Here is a 17,350-nt window from a genome sequence, read left to right on the forward strand (position 1 = left end):
ATGGTTCATAAACATGATGGTTCATAAACTCCCGCTAGGTCTGTCGTGGGTATGCGGGTATAATGAACATGAGGAAGAGACGTGTGGGAAGACGGGAGGAGTTCCATGGATGAGAGGATTGTTCAGCAGCGAGACCGCATCTATGAAGTCGCACGGCAATATCACGTGCACAACATTCGCATATTTGGTTCACAGGCACGGAACGAAGAACGCGCCAACAGCGACGTGGATTTCCTGGTAGAATTCGAACAACCCAATCTGTTGGACCGGATCGCATTCAAACACGAATTGGAGCGTCTGCTTGGCATGTCCGTGGATGTGTTGACGGACGAGACGGTGCATCCGGTCCTCCGCGACAACATTCACGCGGAGGCTCGTCCCTTGTGAAGAAGCGCTCAATGGATCATGTGCTTTATGACATCCTTCATGCAATTCAAAATGCCAATGTGACAAACATGGACTCGCACGAGTTCTGATCTGGGAAGCCGGAATCCGTCGTGTTATCATAACCCTTGGAATGCCTGATGCGCGGTGGGGATGATGGCACGGGGCAGCTTGCGGCCTTTTTTTGTGCGCGGCCGCGCACAGGAAACGGAGGAGGGAACGTATGGGCTATACAGCGGTAGACCAACTGGCCGTCAACACGATTCGCACATTATCCATCGATGCAGTTGAGAAGGCTAACTCTGGCCACCCGGGGCTGCCGATGGGTGCGGCACCGATGGCGTACGTGCTCTGGAGCCGTTTCATGCGGTTTGACCCGAAAGCGCCCAATTGGATCAACCGGGACCGGTTCGTGCTCTCGGCGGGCCACGGTTCGATGCTGCTCTACAGCTTGCTGCATCTCTTCGGGTTCGACGTCAGCATCGAAGATATCCAGCAGTTCCGCCAGTGGGGGTCGAAAACGCCGGGCCATCCGGAGTACGGCCATACCCCGGGCGTGGACGCGACGGCCGGTCCGCTCGGCCAGGGCGTTGCGATGGCGGTCGGCATGGCGATGGCGGAGCGGTTTTTGTCGGCGACGTTCAACCGCGAAGGCTACCCGCTGATTGACCACTATACATACGTGCTCGCCGGCGACGGCGACATGATGGAAGGGGTCGCGGCGGAGGCGGTGTCGCTCGCCGGTCACCTCGGGTTGAACAAACTCATCGTCCTGTACGATTCGAACGACGTGTCGCTGGACGGACCGCTCAGCTGGTCGTTCTCCGAGAACGTCGCGCAGCGCTTCGCGGCGTGCGGCTGGAACGTGTTGCGCGTCGAAGACGGCAACGACATGGCGGCCATTGAGGACGCCATCGCCAAGGCGCGCCAGGAGCAGCATCGGCCGACGCTGATTGAGGTGAAGACCATCATCGGCTACGGGGCGCCGAAGAAGCAAGGGACGAAGCACGCCCACGGCGAACCGCTCGGTCCGGAGGAGGCGGAGGCGGCGAAACGGGCGTACGGCTGGAACTACCCGCCGTTCACCGTCCCGGACGAGGTGCGGGCACACCTGGCCGCCCAGGTGGAGGCAAAAGCGAAAGCGCATGAGGAGTGGAACGATCTCTTTGAGCGCTACGGCCAAGCGTATCCTGAGCTGGCCCAAGCGTTCATCGACGCCCTGCACGGCCGGGTGCGCGTCAACTGGGACGAGGTGTTGCCGGAGTTCTCGGGCGACGTGGCCACCCGCGACGCGTTCGGCAAAATCGTGAACGCCGTTGCGCCGCACGTGCCGGTGCTGGTGGGCGGATCGGCCGACTTGTCCGGCTCGAACAAGACGTATCTGAACGGCTTCGATCACTTCACGCGCGAGTCGTTCCATGGCCGCAACTTCTTCTACGGGGTCCGCGAGCACGCGATGGGTGCCATCCTGAACGGGATGTCGCTGCATGGCGGCGTCATTCCGTATGCCGGCACGTTCCTGGTGTTCAGCGATTACCTGCGGCCTGCGCTTCGTTTGTCGGCACTGATGAAGCAGCCGGTCATCCACATCTTCACCCATGACAGTGTCGCGGTGGGTGAGGACGGGCCGACGCACCAGCCGGTGGAACAGCTGGCGTCGCTGCGCGTCATCCCCGGCTTCAAGGTGTTTCGTCCGGCCGACGGGACGGAGACGGCGCTCGCCTTCCGGTATGCGCTTGAACACCGTGACGGGCCGGTCGCCTTGGCGCTGACGCGCCAGAAGGTGCCGACGCTGGACGAGGTGAAGGAACACCGGCACGAGTTTGCCCGCGGTGCGTACGTCATCTACCAGCACCGGGGCGGCGATGAGATCATCCTCATGGCGTCGGGATCGGAAGTGCAGTGGGTGCTCGGCGCCGCCAAGGAGCTGGCGAAAGAAGACGTGGCGGTGCGCGTGGTGAGCTTCCCGTGCATGGAGGTGTTCGACGCTCAGGACGAGGCGTACCGGAATCAGGTCCTGCCGCCGTCGGTGCGCAAACGCCTCGCGGTCGAGATGGCCCACCCGCTGCCCTGGCTCAAGTACGTCGGCGACGAGGGCCGGGTGTTCGGCATCGACCACTTCGGCACCTCCGCAAAGGGCGAGGTCATCGTCGAGAAGTACGGCTTCACGGTGGACAATGTGTTGAAGCTGGCACGTGCGTTGCTGCAGGCATAAGGTCGCAGGCGCCCCCATCCTCAAGGTGGGGGCGTTTGCTGTTGGAGCGGCGGGAAGTGCGGATACGGCGGCAGCAAATGGTGCAGGGACCACGTACGCCGCAGCGACGGACATCGTGAATAGCTCTGCCGCCTTGACCATCGCGGGCTCGGGCCCAGGTCGCATGGTCGCCGAACGCGCGAGCGTCGGCCTGCGCGTGGCGCAGCCGAAACAGGTGGCGGATCGGATCAGTCAACTGGCAGGGCGTGACGGCGGCTTCATCGTCTCGTTGGCGGCCAGGACGTGACGCAGCAGTACGTCGACCTTCAGCAGCAGTTGACGGAGCTGAGAAGCGAGGCCGCGGCGTACACGCGCTTGTTTGAGCGTGCCCAGTCGATGAAGGACATGATCACCATCCAGCAGGCACTCACAAAAGTGAATGCAGAGATGCAAAACTTGACCCAGCAGGCGCATCAACTGCGCCAGACGGTGGCGTTGGCGAGCGTCGATGTGACCCTGACGAACCTGCGCGCGGCCGGGCGGGGGACCCCATCGCCCGTGGTGCAAGCCTTGGAGCAATCGATGGGGGTGCTGGGGTCGTCCGCGCTGGCGCTGCTCGACGTCGTCGCCTGGTTGGTGCCGTAGGCGGCGGTGTTCGGCCTTCTTGCCGGCGGCATCCGCTGGTGGCTGCGGCGGCGGGCGAAATCGGCGCGGTGACATCGGGACAACACACGAGGTGCCGTTGACCGGAGGGCCGGAGGTGAGCGCCTTCAGCTCTCTGTTTTGGCCCTTGTCACGAGCCGGAGGGGATCGCGCTTGTTTTTCCGCACAGTCGGAAACGATGTGCAACTTGGGTTGCTGACGGAAGTTCAAGCGGGCGCACTGTTTGCCTTGACCGATGCCTGCAGAAACCACCTTCGTCCGTGGTTGCCCTGGGTGGACGAGACGCGCACCGTCGAGGACACGAAGGCATTCATCCGTAGGTCATTGCAACAGTTCGCGGACAACAACGGCTTTCAGGCTGGCATCTGGTACCGGGGTGAGCTGGCCGGGGTCATCGGGTTTCACTACTTGGATTGGACGAATCGCCGGACCGAGATAGGTTACTGGCTCGCGGAACACCTGCAGGGGCGCGGCATCATGACCATGGCCTGCCGGGAGATGGTGGACATTGCCTTGCGGGATTACGGTCTCCACCGTGTGGAGATCCGGGTGGCAGCAGAGAACCGGAAGAGCCGGGCCATCCCCGAGCGGCTGGGCTTTGTGCAGGAGGGCGTTCTGCGCCAAGCCGCGTGGCTCTATGACCGCTATGTCGACGTGATCGTATACAGTATGCTGAAACGCGATTGGGAGATGGTGTCGCCCCAGGAGGTCGAACGATGAAAGTTCCTTCATTGTCTCAGTGGGCGGTTGGGGTGATGGCCCTGATCATGACCTTCATGCAGATTCCTTTTCCCATTTCGTGGCGCTTCTTGCTCCAGCTAAGCCGACCGCCCATCGCGAAGGATTACGTGCTGCCTGGTGACCATTTTGATCAAAAGACCATGGATCAAATCAAGAAGGACCTTCAGCAGTATGGTACGTTTGGCATGCCACTCGACCTGGGGTCTCCTTCACGGCCCATATTCAACCGATGACATCCTCGCGCAGGATGTCGGCGACCCATTCCACAAAGTCGTCCGCAGCCCCCCAGTCGAGGTTGAAGATGAGGCCCTCTGAGCTGCCGGTGGCGATGGCGCGCACCTGGGTCGTGCCGGAAAGGTTGTCGGCGATCACGATGAGCGCGGCGCGGTTTTTCGTCCGAAAGAAATAGCGTTCGAAGATCAAGGTACCGATGCCGCGGCCGCCGCCGAGATCGTGCAACTCTTCATGCACCAGGTCGGCATCGAGGTTGTCGCGCACCTTCGCGAGCGCGTCTGCCGGCGGCAATTGGACAGAGAATTCGAGCTTCGCCAAGGGAAATCCGTCCTTTCGCAGCAAGATATACGCACGCCGTTGAACCACCCGGCTTGTTGCGGCGAGCCATGGTCAAACAGACTAGACAGATCATATCATTCGTTCTATTCTTCGTGTATGTATGATGTGTCAGATACGCAAGTCAAGCAACATGATTCGCTTGGGACATCGTCCTTGGCGAAAGGCGTCGAAGAACGTGTCACTCACGATGACCCGAACGTTTGCCGCACACAGTACAGGAAGCCGGCCGTGCAAAAGATGTGAGGTGATCAGCCTGTGGCCGAGGATCAAAACCCATCGGTGTCCAACACCCGGGTGTTGTTACGCTTGCTCCAGTGGGCCGGCCCCTACCGTTGGCACTACGCGCTGCTCGGCCTGTTGGCATTCCTCGTCGCGGCTTTGTACATTGTGGACTTACAGATTATCCGTCTGATGGTCAATGCCCTGCTGCAGGGCCATCGCGCACGTCTCCTGCGGCTATTGCTTTGGGGGCTCGGGTTGGTGGCCGTCGTGAACCTGTTGACGCTGGGCGCGGACGTGCTGAAGGCCTGGGTCGGCGTGAAGGCGACCGAGCGCCTGCAGCGCGAAATGTTCGCCCGCGCCTTGGCGGCGCCGTTGCGGAACCTCCACGCGTTGCACAGCGCGGATCTTTACAATCGCATCCAGGATTCGGCCGCCACCGCCCAGTCGGCCATCAGCCAGCACCTAGCCGCCATCGTGCGGAACTTCGCGCAGGCCGTCTTCGCCGTCACCTACCTTTTGCTGTTGAACCCAGTGTTGGCGCTCGGCTGCATCGCCATGGGCATCGGCCTGCCGCTGGCGGTGGCGCCGGGGATGAAGCGCCTCGGCGTGCTGTACTGGCAGCGGCAGGTGGCGTTGACGAAGGAGCAGGCCGCCGTGCAAGAGAGCGTCCAAGCGGCCGAGTTCCTGCTCGGGCAGGGGTTGGCGGAGCGCGCGGTGGAGCGGTACATGACCCGTTCCGGCGAGCGGTTGCGCCGTCATCGCCGCGTGGCGTGGGGAGAGGGGTTTGCGTACCGCTCCTGGCCGCTCATTTTCTTGGTCGGTTTCATCTACACCCTCGGCGTCGGCGGCTGGATGGTGGCGCGCCACTGGCTCGATGTGGGCGCGGTCATCGCCAGCATGTTGACCTTCGCCAATCTCACCAATCCCATGATGTCGTTTGCGATGATTTGGCCCCAGTTCATGAACGCGTTGGTGCAGGCCCGGCGGGCGTTTGCAATCGTCGATCTCCCTGCGGAGCACGCGGCGCAGGACGCGGGTCCGCCCGGGGCGCCCCAAGCCAGCGCGGCCAGCGTATCCCCGGCCTTGCGCATCACCCCCATCCCGCGCGCATGGGCGGAGCGCGACATCATGTTTGACCGCGTGTCCTTCCGCTACCGCCCGGATCAAGAGCAGCCGGTGCTCGACGCGGTGTCTCTGTGCATTCCCGCGGGGCGGACGACGGCGCTCGTCGGCCCGAGCGGCAGCGGCAAGAGCACCTTGGTGCAGCTGCTGATGCGCCTTTACGATCCCGATACCGGCCGGATCCTCGTCGGCGATTGGAATCTGGCGGAGTGGGACCCGCGCGCCTGGCGGCTTCTGCTCGGCTATGTGCCGCAGGATGCGCTCCTCCTCAGCGGCACGCTCTACGACAACATACTCGTGGCCAAGCCGGACGCTACCCGGGAGGAGGTGTGGCGTGCGGCGGAGCTCGCCCGGGTGGACGAGTTTGCCGCCCGCCTGCCGCAGGGGTTCGATACGCCGGTCGGCGAGCGGGGGATGCTGTTGTCCGGCGGGCAGCGGCAGCGGCTCGCGCTGGCGCGCGCCCTGCTGCGCGATCCGCCCATCCTCCTCCTCGACGAGCCAACCTCCGCCCTGGACAGCGAAAACGAGGCGCTGGTGCAAGCAGCCCTCGAACGGTCGGCGCGCGGCCGCACCACCCTCCTCATTGCCCACCGGCTGACGACGGTGCGCGGCGCCCACCAGATTGTGTGCATGGCGCAGGGCCGCATCGTCGAAACCGGGCGGCACGAGGAGCTCTTGGCCCGGCGCGGGCTGTACTGGTCGCTGTATACCGGCGGAGACGCGGACGCCGGCGCGGCACCGGCGGCCCAGGCGGCGGCGGAATCCAGTTAAATCATACGAGGAGGCAGAGCCATGGCTTCGGTCCTCGAGCTCGGGGTGCAGCCCACGCGCACTGCGCCGCGCGCACGTTTCGCCTCGGTGGTACAGCTGTTGTGGTCGTGCCAGCGGATCGCGTGGGTGCCGTTTGTGTTGGCCACGTTGCTCATCAGCGCGGATCTGGCGTTCAGCATCGGCATTGGCGTGGTGCAAAACGCGTTTTTCAGCCGCATGCGCCCAGGCCTCCTGCGTGAGCTGTGGTCCGTCACGGTCACGTGCGCGGCGGCCGGGTTGGCGTTGGTCTTGCTCATGGCCACCCGCCACGCGTGTTCCGCCATCGCCAACGCCATCGCCGGCAGGGAGTTGACGCGCCGGATGCTCGTGCAGGTCCTGCGCCTCCCATTCCCGATGCTGCAGCGATGGCACGCGGCCGATCTCGTCTCGCGCATCGTCACCGACACGGCGACCGCGAACCAGCTGTTCCCGGTGCTCGTGAATGACATCCTGTACCAGGCGGTGTTGGGGATTCTGGCTCTCTGCGTGCTGTTGCGCATCCAAGTGCTGGCGGCGGTGGTGGCCGTCCTCACCGGGCCGGCCGTGTTTGTGCTCGGACGCGCGCTGGATGCGAGGGTGCGCCGGGTGTCGGAACGCATCCAGGCGGAGGACGCGGCCATGCGCACGGTGGTGTTGGAGTCGTTGCAGGCGCTGCCGACCGTCAAGGCGTATCACCTGGAGCAGCGCGCGGTGGAAACGTTTCTGCGCCACCGGCAGGCGCAGAACCGGCTCATCATCCGTCAAGCCGTCTTGCGGGCCGTGCTCAATGAGGGCGTGGGTTTCATCAACGGCACGGCGCAGATGGCGGCGGCTGGCATGATTCTCCTCTCGGCCATGAAGCTCAGCATGGGACCCGGCCAGGTGATGACGTTCATCGTCCTGATGGAGAGCGTGCAAGGTCCGTTTGGCCGCATCTCCACCGCCTGGAACGAACTGCAGACGGCCATCGGCGCCGCACAACGGGTGTTGGCGGTGATGCCGCGGCGAGAGGAAGCCGCAGCAGGCGCGTCCGGCACGGCGGATACGCGCGGGCTGCAAGGGGGCGTCCCGGTCGCACAGACGGGCCAAGCCGATACGGCGGACGGCGTCGCGTGGCTGGTCCAGACGGACGGTTCAGGGGTAGCTGGGGACGGTGAGGCGGTGGTCGCACGAACGGCGGAGGAGATCGTGATTTCCGTGTTCGGCTTGGTGTACACGCCAGGCTGGGAGGTGGCGGAACACGGGGAGCCCGGCGATGCGTTGAACGGTGCGTCTGGTGGGGAGCCTGGCAGGGAGGCCGCGGCCGAACATGGCGCACGGGCGGCGGCCGCCTTGGGCGCGGCGCCCTTGTTCGACGGACTGTCGCTCTCTGTCCGCCGCGGCGAGTTGGTGGCCATCGTCGGCGCGAGCGGGGCGGGCAAAACCACCCTGGCGCGGCTCATCTGCGGCTTGTATCGCCCGCAGGCCGGGGCGGTTCGCGTCTGCGGGCGCGATCCGTACACCGACCCGCAGGTGCGCCGCCAGATTGCGTACGTGCCGCAGACCCCGGTCATCCTCAGCGAGTCCGTGCGCCAAAACATCGCACTCGGCCGGCCGGACGCGACGGATGAGGAGATCGTCGCCGCCGCCGAAGCGGCACAGGCGCACGCGTTCATCTCGGCGCTGCCGGAACGGTACGACACGGTGATTGGCGAGCAGGGCATAGGCCTCTCCGGCGGGCAGCGGCAGCGGATCGCCATCGCCCGCGCTCTGCTGCAGCAGGCGCCGGTACTCATCCTCGACGAGCCCACCTCGGCGCTGGATATGGAAACCGAGCGCGCCGTCGCCCAGGCCGTCTTCACGCGGCGCGGCGACCGGGCGACCATCGTCATCGCGCACCGGTTATCCACCGTGCAGGCGGCGGATCGCATCGTCGTGCTGGAGCGCGGGCGCATCGTGGAAGAGGGGCGGCATGAGGAACTGCTCGCCCGCGGCGGGGCGTACGCGCGGCTGGTCGCGGCGCAGGCGGAGGTGGCGGATGCCAGAGCGGACACAGCGAGGCAGGCAGACGCGCACGCGGGGACGTGAGCTTCGATCACCCTCTGCGTCACAGCTGGGACTTTGTGCATGCCCATTGCTAGCTTGCGCTCTTTCTTCTACACTGGGTGCACGAGGTGAATTCATGGCCGGACAGGATGCCGTCATGAAAGCTCTGACGCGGGCCTTGTCAGATGGGGCCTTCGATGTTTTGGGTGTGCGCGGTGTGGAACTACAAGAACCGTTGCCGACAGAATTACCTGCGCATACCCTCCGGATTGACAAGGCGTGGCGCATGCGGGACGGGCGGATCTTTCACTTAGAGTTCCAAAGTACGCGGGAGCCGACGCTGCATCGCTTTTTCGAGTATGATGTGCGCTTGGCCCGTGCGTACAAGGCCGATGTAAGGACGGTGGTATTGTATCACAGCGGTGTAACGAGCGCACCGGAGGAACTCAACATCGGCGTTGCGATGTACCGCGTGGAAAACGTGTATTTGTCGAAGCTGGATGGGGACGAGGCACTTGCGGCCGTGGAGACGCACTTGCAGGCCGGCATGTGGGAGCCTGGCGACCGATTGCGGCTAGCGTTGGCGATGAACATGAATGTGCATGATGAGGCGCGGGCGTTCGAGCGGGTGCTGGCGTTGATACCAGCCGTGCCGGACGAGACGGAGCGCGACTTGGTGACGAGCGCCATCTTGGCCCTGGGGGATCAGACGCTGAACGATGTCCAACGGGCGCTTTTGAGAAGGGAGTTGAGGAAAGTGTCAAAGATCGCACAGGAACTGTATCAAGAAGGACGCCAGGAAGGACGCCAAGAAGGAGCAGAGCACAAGGCCCGCGAAGTGGCGCGCAATTTGCTCGCGGAAGGTGTCCGCATCGAAGTCATCGCAAAAGCCACCGGTTTGAGCCGGGAGGAAATTGAGGCGTTGCGGCAGCAGACGTCTTGAACCCGGACCGCAGGCCCAAAGGCACCCGGTCAACCCGCCGGCCGAACGATGAGGTGCCGTTTCGCTGGAGAGGGGAGGAAGGACCGCCGTGAAAAGACCCTCGGGGACCAACCAGCCGTTGGCGCGGGTGGTGTCGCTGGACGAGGTGCGGCGGGAACGAGCAGAAAAGGAGAAGACGGCGGACCTGCACGCCATCGCGTCCGGTCCATGGCCAAGCCGTACGCCACACCAAGAGGTCGTCATCCATCGTGCGGACAGGGTGCCAAGCGACCGGCCGCTTGGGCTTAAGGACGATGCGCTGCGTAAAGGACCGTCGTGGATCCGCGTTGGCGCCTTGGTCATGGTTTTGGTGGTCGTGGCATCGCTTTTGGTCCAAGCGCTTCTCCTTTTTATCTAGGCTCTTAGCCCCTCGACCCATGCGGGGTAACCTGGTAACCTCCCATCGGCAGCACCCGCTGTGGGTGCGGGGCGTCGGCATGCAGACCTCACTGTGCCGCCCTGGAATCGGTGAAGTCCCGCGACCTACTTCTATTTTGAGGAATCTTCTAAATTGATTCGTCTACGACCTGCTGATGCTCTTGTCTTGCCGATTTGCTCATCGGTTTCGAACAAGCCAAGACGCACATCCCGCTCAGAGAGGAGAACATAACGTGCAAGTGCAAGCACGCTGGCGCTGGCTGTTGCTTGTCATTCCTGTGGCATGCATGGCATTTTTCCTCGCCGACTGGCGCTACGAGGTCGCCCGGCACAGCACGCCGGAGAAGGCGCAACACCTTTTTGCCCCGACCGTCGGCCCCTTCGCGAAAGTGCACTTCGGCTCTCGCGTCGTGCTGTTTATGCCAAGCGCGGAAGACAGCGGTACGGTCGAGGCATTCCTCCTTGAGGACACATTCTGGGGATGGCGCGTCGTCTCTGCAGGTTGGGACTCCGGCGGGATGAACAGTTTTACCAGGGACGGCAGTACGTTCATCTGGGGAACAGTGGATCAATCGCTTCGTGATGTGCTGTATCACCGCGGGCACACCACGTACCACGCACACATCGCTGGCCGGGTATGGTATATGGAGGTGCCGTTCACCGAACACGTGTTCTACTACAAGGATTGGCAGGTGGTGTTGCTGGACGGAAGCAAAATCCCCTGGGCTCGTTGGACCACCACGTGAATCTCCTCGTCAGTTCGCAGCCAGGCATACCCAAGCCAAACCACTATCCTCGGTAATGCTGCGTGACCTCCGTCGGTTGAGGTCTAGCATACTTTACGTTATGGCATTGCGGACGTGACTCGGGCTCCAGAAAGCGAACCTCTCGGCGGGCGACCGGGGGAAGCCCCGCCCAAGCAGAAGTCCCGATGAGGGGAACACCTCCGTGTGGGATGCCCCGCGGGAGAGTCGCCCTCACGAGGAAACGCTCCGCCGCGGGGGTACGCTGCGCACGGGGCTTACGCCTGCGCCGGCTTGCCCACCAAGCCTTCCGTCGGGCTGCTCGGCGAGGCGACCGGTGTCTTCGCAATCCGTCCGGCTTTGTACGCCATCCGCCCTGCTTCCACCGCCAGCGCCATGGCGCGCGCCATGGTCACCGGATCGCCCGCCTTGGCGATGGCCGTGTTGACGAGCACCGCGTCGGCGCCCAGTTCCATCGCCAGTGCGGCATCGGACGGCGCCCCAATCCCGGCGTCCACCACGACCGGCACCCGCCCGCCGACAGCGTCGATGACCCGCTGCAGCCGGTCCGGATCGGGCAGCCCCTGGCCGGTCCCGATGGCCGACCCGAACGGCATGACCGTGGCGCAACCCACCTCCACCAGGCGGCGGGCGACGACGTGGTCGTCCGTCGTGTACGGGAGCACGACGAACCCTTCCTTCACCAACTGCGCCGCCGCTTCCACCGTGGCGATGGGATCGGGCAACAGCGTCCCGTCATCCGGGATGACCTCCAGCTTCACCCAGTTCGAGAGCCCGGCCGCGCGCGCCAAGCGGGCGGTGCGAATGGCCTCTTCCGCCGTGTGGCAGCCGGCCGTATTGGGGAGCAGGAAGTAGCGGTTGAGGTCGATGTAGTCGAGGAGCGACTCCTCGCGCCGGTCAAGGTTCACCCGCCGCACGGCGACGGTGACAATCTCCGCCCCCGATGCCGCGAGCGCCTCTTTCATCAACTGAAACGTCGCGTATTTGCCGGTCCCCACCATCAGGCGGGATCGAAAGGTACGGCCGGCGATGGTCAACAGGTCGGACATGGGGGTCCCTCCTTGTGGCGTGAAGACGTCATGCTTGACGCTGCCGGCGCGCCGCCCTCTTTGGCTTACGCGGCAGCGCGGCGGGGCTCAGCCGCCGCCGACGAAGCGGACGATTTCCAGTGCATCGCCTGGTTGCAAGGCGTGCGTTGGGAACCGCTCACGCTCGACAATCTCGCCGTTGCACTCGACCGCAACCCGTTCATGGCCAAGATCCAGGTGTTCCAACAGCTGCGCAACGGTGAGCCCGTCCGGCACCTCGCGCGCCTGACCGTTGATGACGAGTTGCACCGTGTCATCGCCTCCTTGTCGCATCCGCCGCGGGCTTTGCATCCGTCGCCCCGGCGGTTTCGCGTCTTGCCGCATCGCGTTCACCCTCTGCGCACCTTGGCGCAAACGCCAACCAGTCGTCCGGCAGCGCCTGGCCCTCCACCCAGGCGAGCACCATCTGGGCGGTGAGCGGCGCGAGCAGGATGCCGTTGCGGAAGTGGCCGGCGCAGACGATGACCTGCGGGTACTCCGGCGCGGGGCCAATCAGCGGCTCGCCGCCGGGCGATCCCGGCCGCAGCCCGGTCCACGCCCGCACAAACTGGGCGTCCGTCAATCCGGGCGCCACCCGCGCCAGGGCGGTAAGCAACTGCAACAGGCCGTCCGCGGTCACGTCCCGGTTGAACCCGGCACCATGCTCTTCGGTCGCGCCGGCCACGATGGTGCCGTCCCGCTTCGGGACGAGGTAGATGCCGGGCGCCGACACGGTGCGCACGAGCCGTCCGCCGCCGCGCGGCCGCAGGGCGAACAACTGCCCTTTGACCGGGCGGATGGCGGTGGCGACGCCGACCTGCGCCAAGAGCGGCCCCGCCCAGGCACCGGCCGCGATGACGGCCCGCTCCGCCTCATACACCGCGTCGATGGTGGTGACGCGCACGCGGCCGCCGGTCGGTTCTATCCGTGTCACCACGGCGCCTTCGCGAACGTCCGCCCGCTGCCTGACGGCGACGGCCAGCGCCTGCGTCAGGTGGGCGGCCGACACGTTGCCGTCATCCGGCAGGAACAGGCCGCCTGCGCCGGGGGAAACCAGCGGTTCCCGCGCCCGGATGTCGTCCGCCGTCCACCACGCCGTCCGCGCGCCAGCCGCCTCCTGCCAGGCAGCGCGATCGCGCAGGACCTGTGCCCGTGCCTCATCCGGCGCCACCTGGAGGATGCCGTTTTGCACCCACTGGATGTCAATCCCCGTCTCCTCGAGCAGTTCGGCGGCGAAAGCGGGATAGCGGGACCTGCTCTCCAGGCAGAGGCGGAAGAACGGGCCGGGTTCATGCGCCTCCAGTTGTGCGCCGAGCATCCCGGCCGCCGCGCTTGACGCTTCGCCGCCGAGCCGCCCTTGGTCCACCAGCAACACGGTACGGCCGGTCTGTGCGAGCCGCCAGGCGGTGGCCATGCCGATGGCCCCGCCGCCCACCACCAACACGTCATAGGGTCGTGGCATCGTGCTCTCCTCCTCGCAGCCGCGGGAACGGGTGGCGCGGTTTGGCGCGGCTTTTCGCCATGGCTTCCTTGAGGGCGGACGCGGCCCGGCAAGGGTCGTCCTGCGCCAGAACCGCGCCGATGACCGCAATCCCGCTCACCCCCGTCTCCAAGACCAGGTCCAGGTTCGTGCGGTCAATGCCGCCGATGGCGACGACCGGGATGGGCACCGCCTCGACGATCCGGCGCAGCTCATGGAGGCCGCGCGGCGGTACGCCGGGATGAGACTCGCTCGCGAACACGTGCCCGAACGTGATGTAGTCCGCACCTTGCTCGGCGGCGGCCACGGCAGCTTCATAGCTGTGGACAGAGCAACCGATGACCCCCGCCCACCCGGCTGCCGCACGCAACCTGCGCACCGCCCCGGGCGGCAGTGACTTGGCCGCCAGGTGCACCCCGTGGGCGCCAGCGGCCATCGCCACATCGACGCGATCGTTGACGATCACGCCCGGTGCGGCGCCGTGATGGCGCACGGCTTCAAGCAGCCGCGTGCAAAACGCGAACGTCTCGGCCGCCGGCGCCTTTTTGTCCCGCACCTGCAGGATGTCCGCACCGCCGCGGGCGCTCTGGACCAGCGCCTCGAACAGCGGCAGCGCCGTCCGCTTCGGGTCGCTGACAACGTGCAAAACAAACGACATCGTCATGCCATCGTCCTTTGCTGTCAGGTGGTGCAGGTGACAAAAAAGCCGCACCCATCCAGGGTGCGGCGGGTTTCCAATCTGAACCCAGCAAACGCCACCTTGCCTGCCGTCCGATAGGCTACCATGGCTGCCGGTGTTTCGTCAAGGTGTCGCGCGGCTTGGGTGGTGCGCGGCTTGGCTGCGGACAGCGGCGAGATCGCGTATCATGATGTTGAATGGCGACACTTCGGAAGGATGAGGGGTATGCCCAATCCAAGCCGGTCTCGTTCCGAGACGTATACGTATGCGGACTACCTGACGTGGGACGGCCCAGAACGATGGGAGTTGGTGGACGGTGTGGCGTATATGCTTGCCAGCCCAAGCGCTGAGCACCAGGAGGTCGCGGCGGCCTTGGAGTTTGTCATCCAGTCACACCTGCAAGGAAGTGATGGCCGATTGTATCATGCGCCGATGGACCTGCGCTTTGAGGATGCGGAAACGACCTCCACGGTGGTCCAACCCGACATCTTCGTAATGTGCGGCACATATCACCGAGGTACAAGCATCATCGGCGTTCCCAGGTTGGTGGTGGAGGTCTTGTCGCCGTCCACCGCGGTGCACGACTTGGTTCGTAAGCTCAACCTGTATCAACGCGTCGGTGTACCGGAGTATTGGATTGTCGATCCGGCGACGAAGACGGCGTTGTTGTATCACCGGGATGAGGCGGACCATCTCGTTTTGGCGGGAGAATACGAGGCGGGCGACACGCTCTGGTCCAGGGAGTTCGCCGGGCTGCGGGTCGATTTGCGGCGGGTGTTTCCTGGTTGAATCCCCTTTGGTTACAATGCTTGCGGACATCCCGCAGCATGAGATGAGGAGAATCCAAGACATGGCAGCATGGGAGCGTCGGCCGAATGACGCCATGGGCACGATGTCTGTACACGAAGCGGATGCTTCACCGTTACCGGCGCCGCCTGACGAGTGGGAGCGGTATTCGCGGCAAATCCTGTTTCGGCCCATCGGCCGGGAGGGGCAGGCGAGGCTTGCCAAGGCGCGCGTCGCGGTGGTGGGGTTGGGGGCGCTCGGCACCGCATCGGCGGCCCAGTTGGTCCGTGCCGGTGTCGGGTATGTCCGCCTCATCGATCGCGACATCGTCGAGCCGTCCAACCTGCAGCGCCAGTCGCTGTACGACGAGGCGGACGCGGCCGGCCACGCGGCGAAAGCGGTCGCGGCGGCGGACAAATTGCGCCTTGCCAACGCGGCCGTCGCCCTGGAGCCGTGCGTGACCGACCTCACGTGGCGCAACGCGGAGCCGTTGCTGGCGGATGTGGACGTCATCGTGGACGGGACGGACAACTTCGAGGTGCGCTACCTCATCAATGACGTGGCCGTCAAGCACGGCATCCCTTGGGCGTACGGCGGGGCGGTCAGCTCGTACGGAACCGCCGCATTCCTGCGGCCCGGCGACACGCCCTGCCTGGTCTGCTTGTTCGGACCCGATGCCGGCGGCGGGCACGACACGTGCGACACGGTCGGGGTCATTGCGCCGGTGGTGAGCATCATCGCCTCCCTGCAGGTGGCCGAGGTGCTCAAGTACCTCACCGGCAACCTCGGCGCGCTCGCACCGGGGCTTGTCCACATCGACGTGTGGCACAATGAATTCGGCACCGTCCGCTTCGGCCCGCCCCGCGCGGACTGCCCGTGTTGCGGCCGGCGCGAGTTCGCCATGCTCGCGCCAAGACCTGACGCGCTGGCGGTGTCGCTGTGCGGCCGCAATACGGTCCAGGTGCGGCCGAACCATGCGCAACCCGGGGAGCGGCTGGACCTGGACCGTCTCGCTTCGCGCCTGCAAGCGGTCGGCAAGGTGCAGCACAACGCCCACCTGCTGCGCGTGGATCTGGGCGCCGTCCAAATCACCCTGTTCCCGGACGGGCGGGCGCTGGTGCACGGCGTCTCCGATCCGGCGCAAGCGCGCGCCTTGTATGCGCGCTACATCGGGATGTGAGCGCCGGCAGCGCCGCCGGTTGGCAGCGCCGCCAGGGCCTTACCGTGCCGGGAGCGCCGCGACGGAGTCCATCAAGTTCTGGTGGGCCGCCGGGCTGTCCGCGGAAGCCGCGAACCGGCGCATGGCGGCTTCAATCAGTTCCTGGCCGCCCCCGAACGCCCGCTCGATGGTGCCCCCGCCCAGGCACTCATCGCCGTCGTACAGGACGACCGCCTGGCCCGGCGTGATGGCCCGCTGCGCCGCGGCGAAGTCAATCCGGCACTGGCCGCCGGGCAGCAACGTCACGGTCACCGGCTGGTCCGGCTGCCGGTGGCGGAAGCGGGCGGTACATACGAATCGTTCACCCGGCGGTTCACCCGCGACCCAGTGCAGGTCGGACGCGATGAGCCCGGTGGAATACAGGCTTGGGTGGTTCGCTCCTTGCGCCACCCACAGGATGTTGCGGGCAACGTCCTTGCCGACGACGAACCACGGCTCGCCGCTGCCTTGACCGCCGATGCGCAAACCGTGCCGTTGGCCGATGGTGTAGTACATCAGCCCCTCATGCCGGCCCATCAGGCGGCCGTCGAGGCTGCGCATCTCACCGGGCTGGGCGGGGAGGTAGCGTTGGAGAAACGCGCGCATGTTCCGCTCGCCGATGAAACAGATGCCGGTGCTGTCCTTCTTCTCCGCCGTGGCGAGGCCGGCCGCGCGGGCGATCTCCCGCACCTGCGGCTTGGTCAGGTGGCCAATCGGAAACATCGCCTTGGCGAGCGGCGCTTGCCCGAGCATGTATAAGAAGTACGTCTGGTCCTTGTTTGCGTCCACAGCCCGCAAAAGCCGGTAACGTCCGTCACGCACCGCCACGCGTGCGTAGTGACCGGTGGCCAGGTAGTCGGCGCCGAGGCTCTGCGCCAACGCAAGCAGTTCCTTGAACTTGATTTCCCGGTTGCAGAGCACATCCGGGTTGGGGGTGCGCCCCTGCTCATACTCGCGCAGGAAGTGGGTGAACACCCTGTCGAAGTACTCGCGCGCGAAGTTCACGCTGTAGTACGGAATGCCGATTTGCTCGCACACCCGCGCGACGTCCGCGAAGTCCTCCGCCGCCGTGCAGGCGCCGGTCGGGTCTTCTTCATCCCAGTTCTTCATAAACACGCCCACGACGTCGTACCCCTGTTGCTTGAGCAGCCAGGCGGCCACGGACGAATCAACCCCGCCCGACATGCCGACGACGACGCGGATGGCGCTTTGCGGCTTGGTCATGGGCCTCACCTCTTGCCCTACCAGTGTAGCCGCCTGCGGGTACAAGTCAAGCGGCGGTATGGCCGCCCGCCGTCCGGGC

At 65.3% G+C, this 17,350-nt stretch carries 19 protein-coding genes; 13 read left to right on the forward strand and 6 right to left on the reverse strand.

Annotated elements, in window-relative coordinates:
* The first annotated feature begins 105 nt into the window (after positions 1-105).
* The 6 genes from IEX97_RS04310 to IEX97_RS04335 all read left to right on the forward strand — a co-directional run bounded on the left by IEX97_RS04310 (position 106) and on the right by IEX97_RS04335 (position 4,215).
* Positions 106-387, forward strand: a complete 282-nt coding sequence (locus IEX97_RS04310) for a nucleotidyltransferase family protein (protein ID WP_188881349.1) — start codon at positions 106-108, stop codon at positions 385-387.
* Positions 388-607: 220 nt separating this feature from the next.
* Positions 608-2,599: a transketolase gene (gene tkt / locus IEX97_RS04315; protein WP_188881350.1), complete on the forward strand. Its 1,992-nt coding sequence runs from the start codon at positions 608-610 to the stop codon at positions 2,597-2,599.
* On the forward strand, positions 2,580-2,885 hold the full coding sequence (locus IEX97_RS04320; protein WP_188881351.1) for a hypothetical protein: 306 nt from the start codon (positions 2,580-2,582) through the stop codon (positions 2,883-2,885). Before tkt ends, IEX97_RS04320 begins: the two co-directional genes overlap by 20 nt.
* Complete coding sequence (locus IEX97_RS04325; protein ID WP_188881352.1) at positions 2,882-3,223, forward strand: DUF4349 domain-containing protein; 342 nt, start codon at positions 2,882-2,884, stop codon at positions 3,221-3,223. Before IEX97_RS04320 ends, IEX97_RS04325 begins: the two co-directional genes overlap by 4 nt.
* A gap of 171 nt (positions 3,224-3,394) precedes the next feature.
* Positions 3,395-3,961 carry a GNAT family N-acetyltransferase gene (locus IEX97_RS04330; RefSeq protein WP_188881353.1) on the forward strand — a complete coding sequence of 189 codons (567 nt, stop codon included), beginning with the start codon at positions 3,395-3,397 and terminating at the stop codon, positions 3,959-3,961.
* Positions 3,958-4,215: a hypothetical protein gene (locus IEX97_RS04335; protein WP_188881354.1), complete on the forward strand. Its 258-nt coding sequence runs from the start codon at positions 3,958-3,960 to the stop codon at positions 4,213-4,215. Before IEX97_RS04330 ends, IEX97_RS04335 begins: the two co-directional genes overlap by 4 nt.
* Here IEX97_RS04335 and IEX97_RS04340 read toward each other — a convergent pair.
* A complete protein-coding gene (locus IEX97_RS04340; RefSeq protein WP_188881355.1) occupies positions 4,205-4,534 on the reverse strand; it encodes a DUF6054 family protein in 330 nt (109 codons plus the stop codon). The two genes, IEX97_RS04335 and IEX97_RS04340, sit on opposite strands and share 11 nt — an antisense overlap.
* A gap of 276 nt (positions 4,535-4,810) precedes the next feature.
* On the opposite strand from IEX97_RS04340, the gene IEX97_RS04345 reads away from it, so the two are divergent.
* The 5 genes from IEX97_RS04345 (at position 4,811) to IEX97_RS04365 (ending at position 10,819) form a co-directional block, all read left to right on the forward strand.
* On the forward strand, positions 4,811-6,670 hold the full coding sequence (locus IEX97_RS04345) for an ABC transporter ATP-binding protein (protein WP_188881356.1): 1,860 nt from the start codon (positions 4,811-4,813) through the stop codon (positions 6,668-6,670).
* A 21-nt stretch (positions 6,671-6,691) separates the two neighbouring features.
* A complete protein-coding gene (locus IEX97_RS13520; RefSeq protein WP_229776373.1) occupies positions 6,692-8,755 on the forward strand; it encodes an ABC transporter ATP-binding protein in 2,064 nt (687 codons plus the stop codon).
* Positions 8,756-8,930: 175 nt separating this feature from the next.
* On the forward strand, positions 8,931-9,656 hold the full coding sequence (locus IEX97_RS04355; protein WP_229776375.1) for an RpnC/YadD family protein: 726 nt from the start codon (positions 8,931-8,933) through the stop codon (positions 9,654-9,656).
* A gap of 88 nt (positions 9,657-9,744) precedes the next feature.
* Positions 9,745-10,053, forward strand: a complete 309-nt coding sequence (locus IEX97_RS04360; RefSeq protein ID WP_188881358.1) for a hypothetical protein — start codon at positions 9,745-9,747, stop codon at positions 10,051-10,053.
* 253 nt (positions 10,054-10,306) lie between these two features.
* Positions 10,307-10,819, forward strand: coding sequence for a hypothetical protein (locus IEX97_RS04365; protein ID WP_188881359.1), 513 nt, complete (start codon positions 10,307-10,309; stop codon positions 10,817-10,819).
* A gap of 275 nt (positions 10,820-11,094) precedes the next feature.
* Here IEX97_RS04365 and IEX97_RS04370 read toward each other — a convergent pair whose 3' ends face one another.
* The 4 genes from IEX97_RS04370 to thiE all read right to left on the reverse strand — a co-directional run bounded on the left by IEX97_RS04370 (position 11,095) and on the right by thiE (position 14,042).
* Positions 11,095-11,877 carry a thiazole synthase gene (locus tag IEX97_RS04370; RefSeq protein ID WP_373289398.1) on the reverse strand — a complete coding sequence of 261 codons (783 nt, stop codon included), beginning with the start codon at positions 11,875-11,877 and terminating at the stop codon, positions 11,095-11,097.
* A 96-nt stretch (positions 11,878-11,973) separates the two neighbouring features.
* A complete protein-coding gene (gene thiS, locus IEX97_RS04375; RefSeq protein ID WP_188881361.1) occupies positions 11,974-12,174 on the reverse strand; it encodes a sulfur carrier protein ThiS in 201 nt (66 codons plus the stop codon).
* A gap of 4 nt (positions 12,175-12,178) precedes the next feature.
* Positions 12,179-13,366 (reverse strand): glycine oxidase ThiO, encoded by a 1,188-nt coding sequence (thiO, locus tag IEX97_RS04380; RefSeq protein ID WP_188881362.1) that lies wholly within the window; start codon positions 13,364-13,366, stop codon positions 12,179-12,181.
* Entirely contained in the window at positions 13,350-14,042 is a 693-nt protein-coding gene (gene thiE / locus IEX97_RS04385) for a thiamine phosphate synthase (RefSeq protein ID WP_188881364.1), read from the reverse strand. The genes thiO and thiE overlap by 17 nt, the downstream gene beginning before the upstream one ends.
* Before the next feature lie 246 nt (positions 14,043-14,288).
* Between thiE and IEX97_RS04390 the strand changes: the two genes are divergently transcribed.
* A complete protein-coding gene (locus IEX97_RS04390) occupies positions 14,289-14,852 on the forward strand; it encodes a Uma2 family endonuclease (protein ID WP_188881365.1) in 564 nt (187 codons plus the stop codon).
* Between the two features lie 103 nt (positions 14,853-14,955).
* Entirely contained in the window at positions 14,956-16,029 is a 1,074-nt protein-coding gene (locus IEX97_RS04395) for a ThiF family adenylyltransferase (protein WP_188881403.1), read from the forward strand.
* A 39-nt stretch (positions 16,030-16,068) separates the two neighbouring features.
* On the opposite strand, the gene mnmA is transcribed toward IEX97_RS04395, so the two are convergent.
* A complete protein-coding gene (gene mnmA / locus IEX97_RS04400; RefSeq protein WP_188881366.1) occupies positions 16,069-17,271 on the reverse strand; it encodes a tRNA 2-thiouridine(34) synthase MnmA in 1,203 nt (400 codons plus the stop codon).
* Positions 17,272-17,350: the final 79 nt, after the last annotated feature.

It is taken from the genome of Paenalicyclobacillus cellulosilyticus, assembly GCF_014647315.1.
In the GTDB taxonomy this organism is placed as follows: domain Bacteria; phylum Bacillota; class Bacilli; order Alicyclobacillales; family Alicyclobacillaceae; genus Alicyclobacillus_J; species Alicyclobacillus_J cellulosilyticus.

Excerpts from the sequence above, each read along its gene's own strand:
- IEX97_RS04310 (WP_188881349.1), top strand. The coding sequence starts at position 106 with ATGGATGAGAGGATTGTTCAGCAGCGAGACCGCATCTATGAAGTCGCA.
- tkt (WP_188881350.1), top strand. The coding sequence starts at position 608 with ATGGGCTATACAGCGGTAGACCAACTGGCCGTCAACACGATTCGCACA.
- IEX97_RS04335 (WP_188881354.1), top strand. The coding sequence starts at position 3,958 with ATGAAAGTTCCTTCATTGTCTCAGTGGGCGGTTGGGGTGATGGCCCTG.
- IEX97_RS13520 (WP_229776373.1), top strand. The coding sequence starts at position 6,692 with ATGGCTTCGGTCCTCGAGCTCGGGGTGCAGCCCACGCGCACTGCGCCG.
- thiO (WP_188881362.1), bottom strand. The coding sequence starts at position 13,366 with ATGCCACGACCCTATGACGTGTTGGTGGTGGGCGGCGGGGCCATCGGC.
- thiE (WP_188881364.1), bottom strand. The coding sequence starts at position 14,042 with ATGTCGTTTGTTTTGCACGTTGTCAGCGACCCGAAGCGGACGGCGCTG.
- IEX97_RS04390 (WP_188881365.1), top strand. The coding sequence starts at position 14,289 with ATGCCCAATCCAAGCCGGTCTCGTTCCGAGACGTATACGTATGCGGAC.
- IEX97_RS04395 (WP_188881403.1), top strand. The coding sequence starts at position 14,956 with ATGTCTGTACACGAAGCGGATGCTTCACCGTTACCGGCGCCGCCTGAC.
- mnmA (WP_188881366.1), bottom strand. The coding sequence starts at position 17,271 with ATGACCAAGCCGCAAAGCGCCATCCGCGTCGTCGTCGGCATGTCGGGC.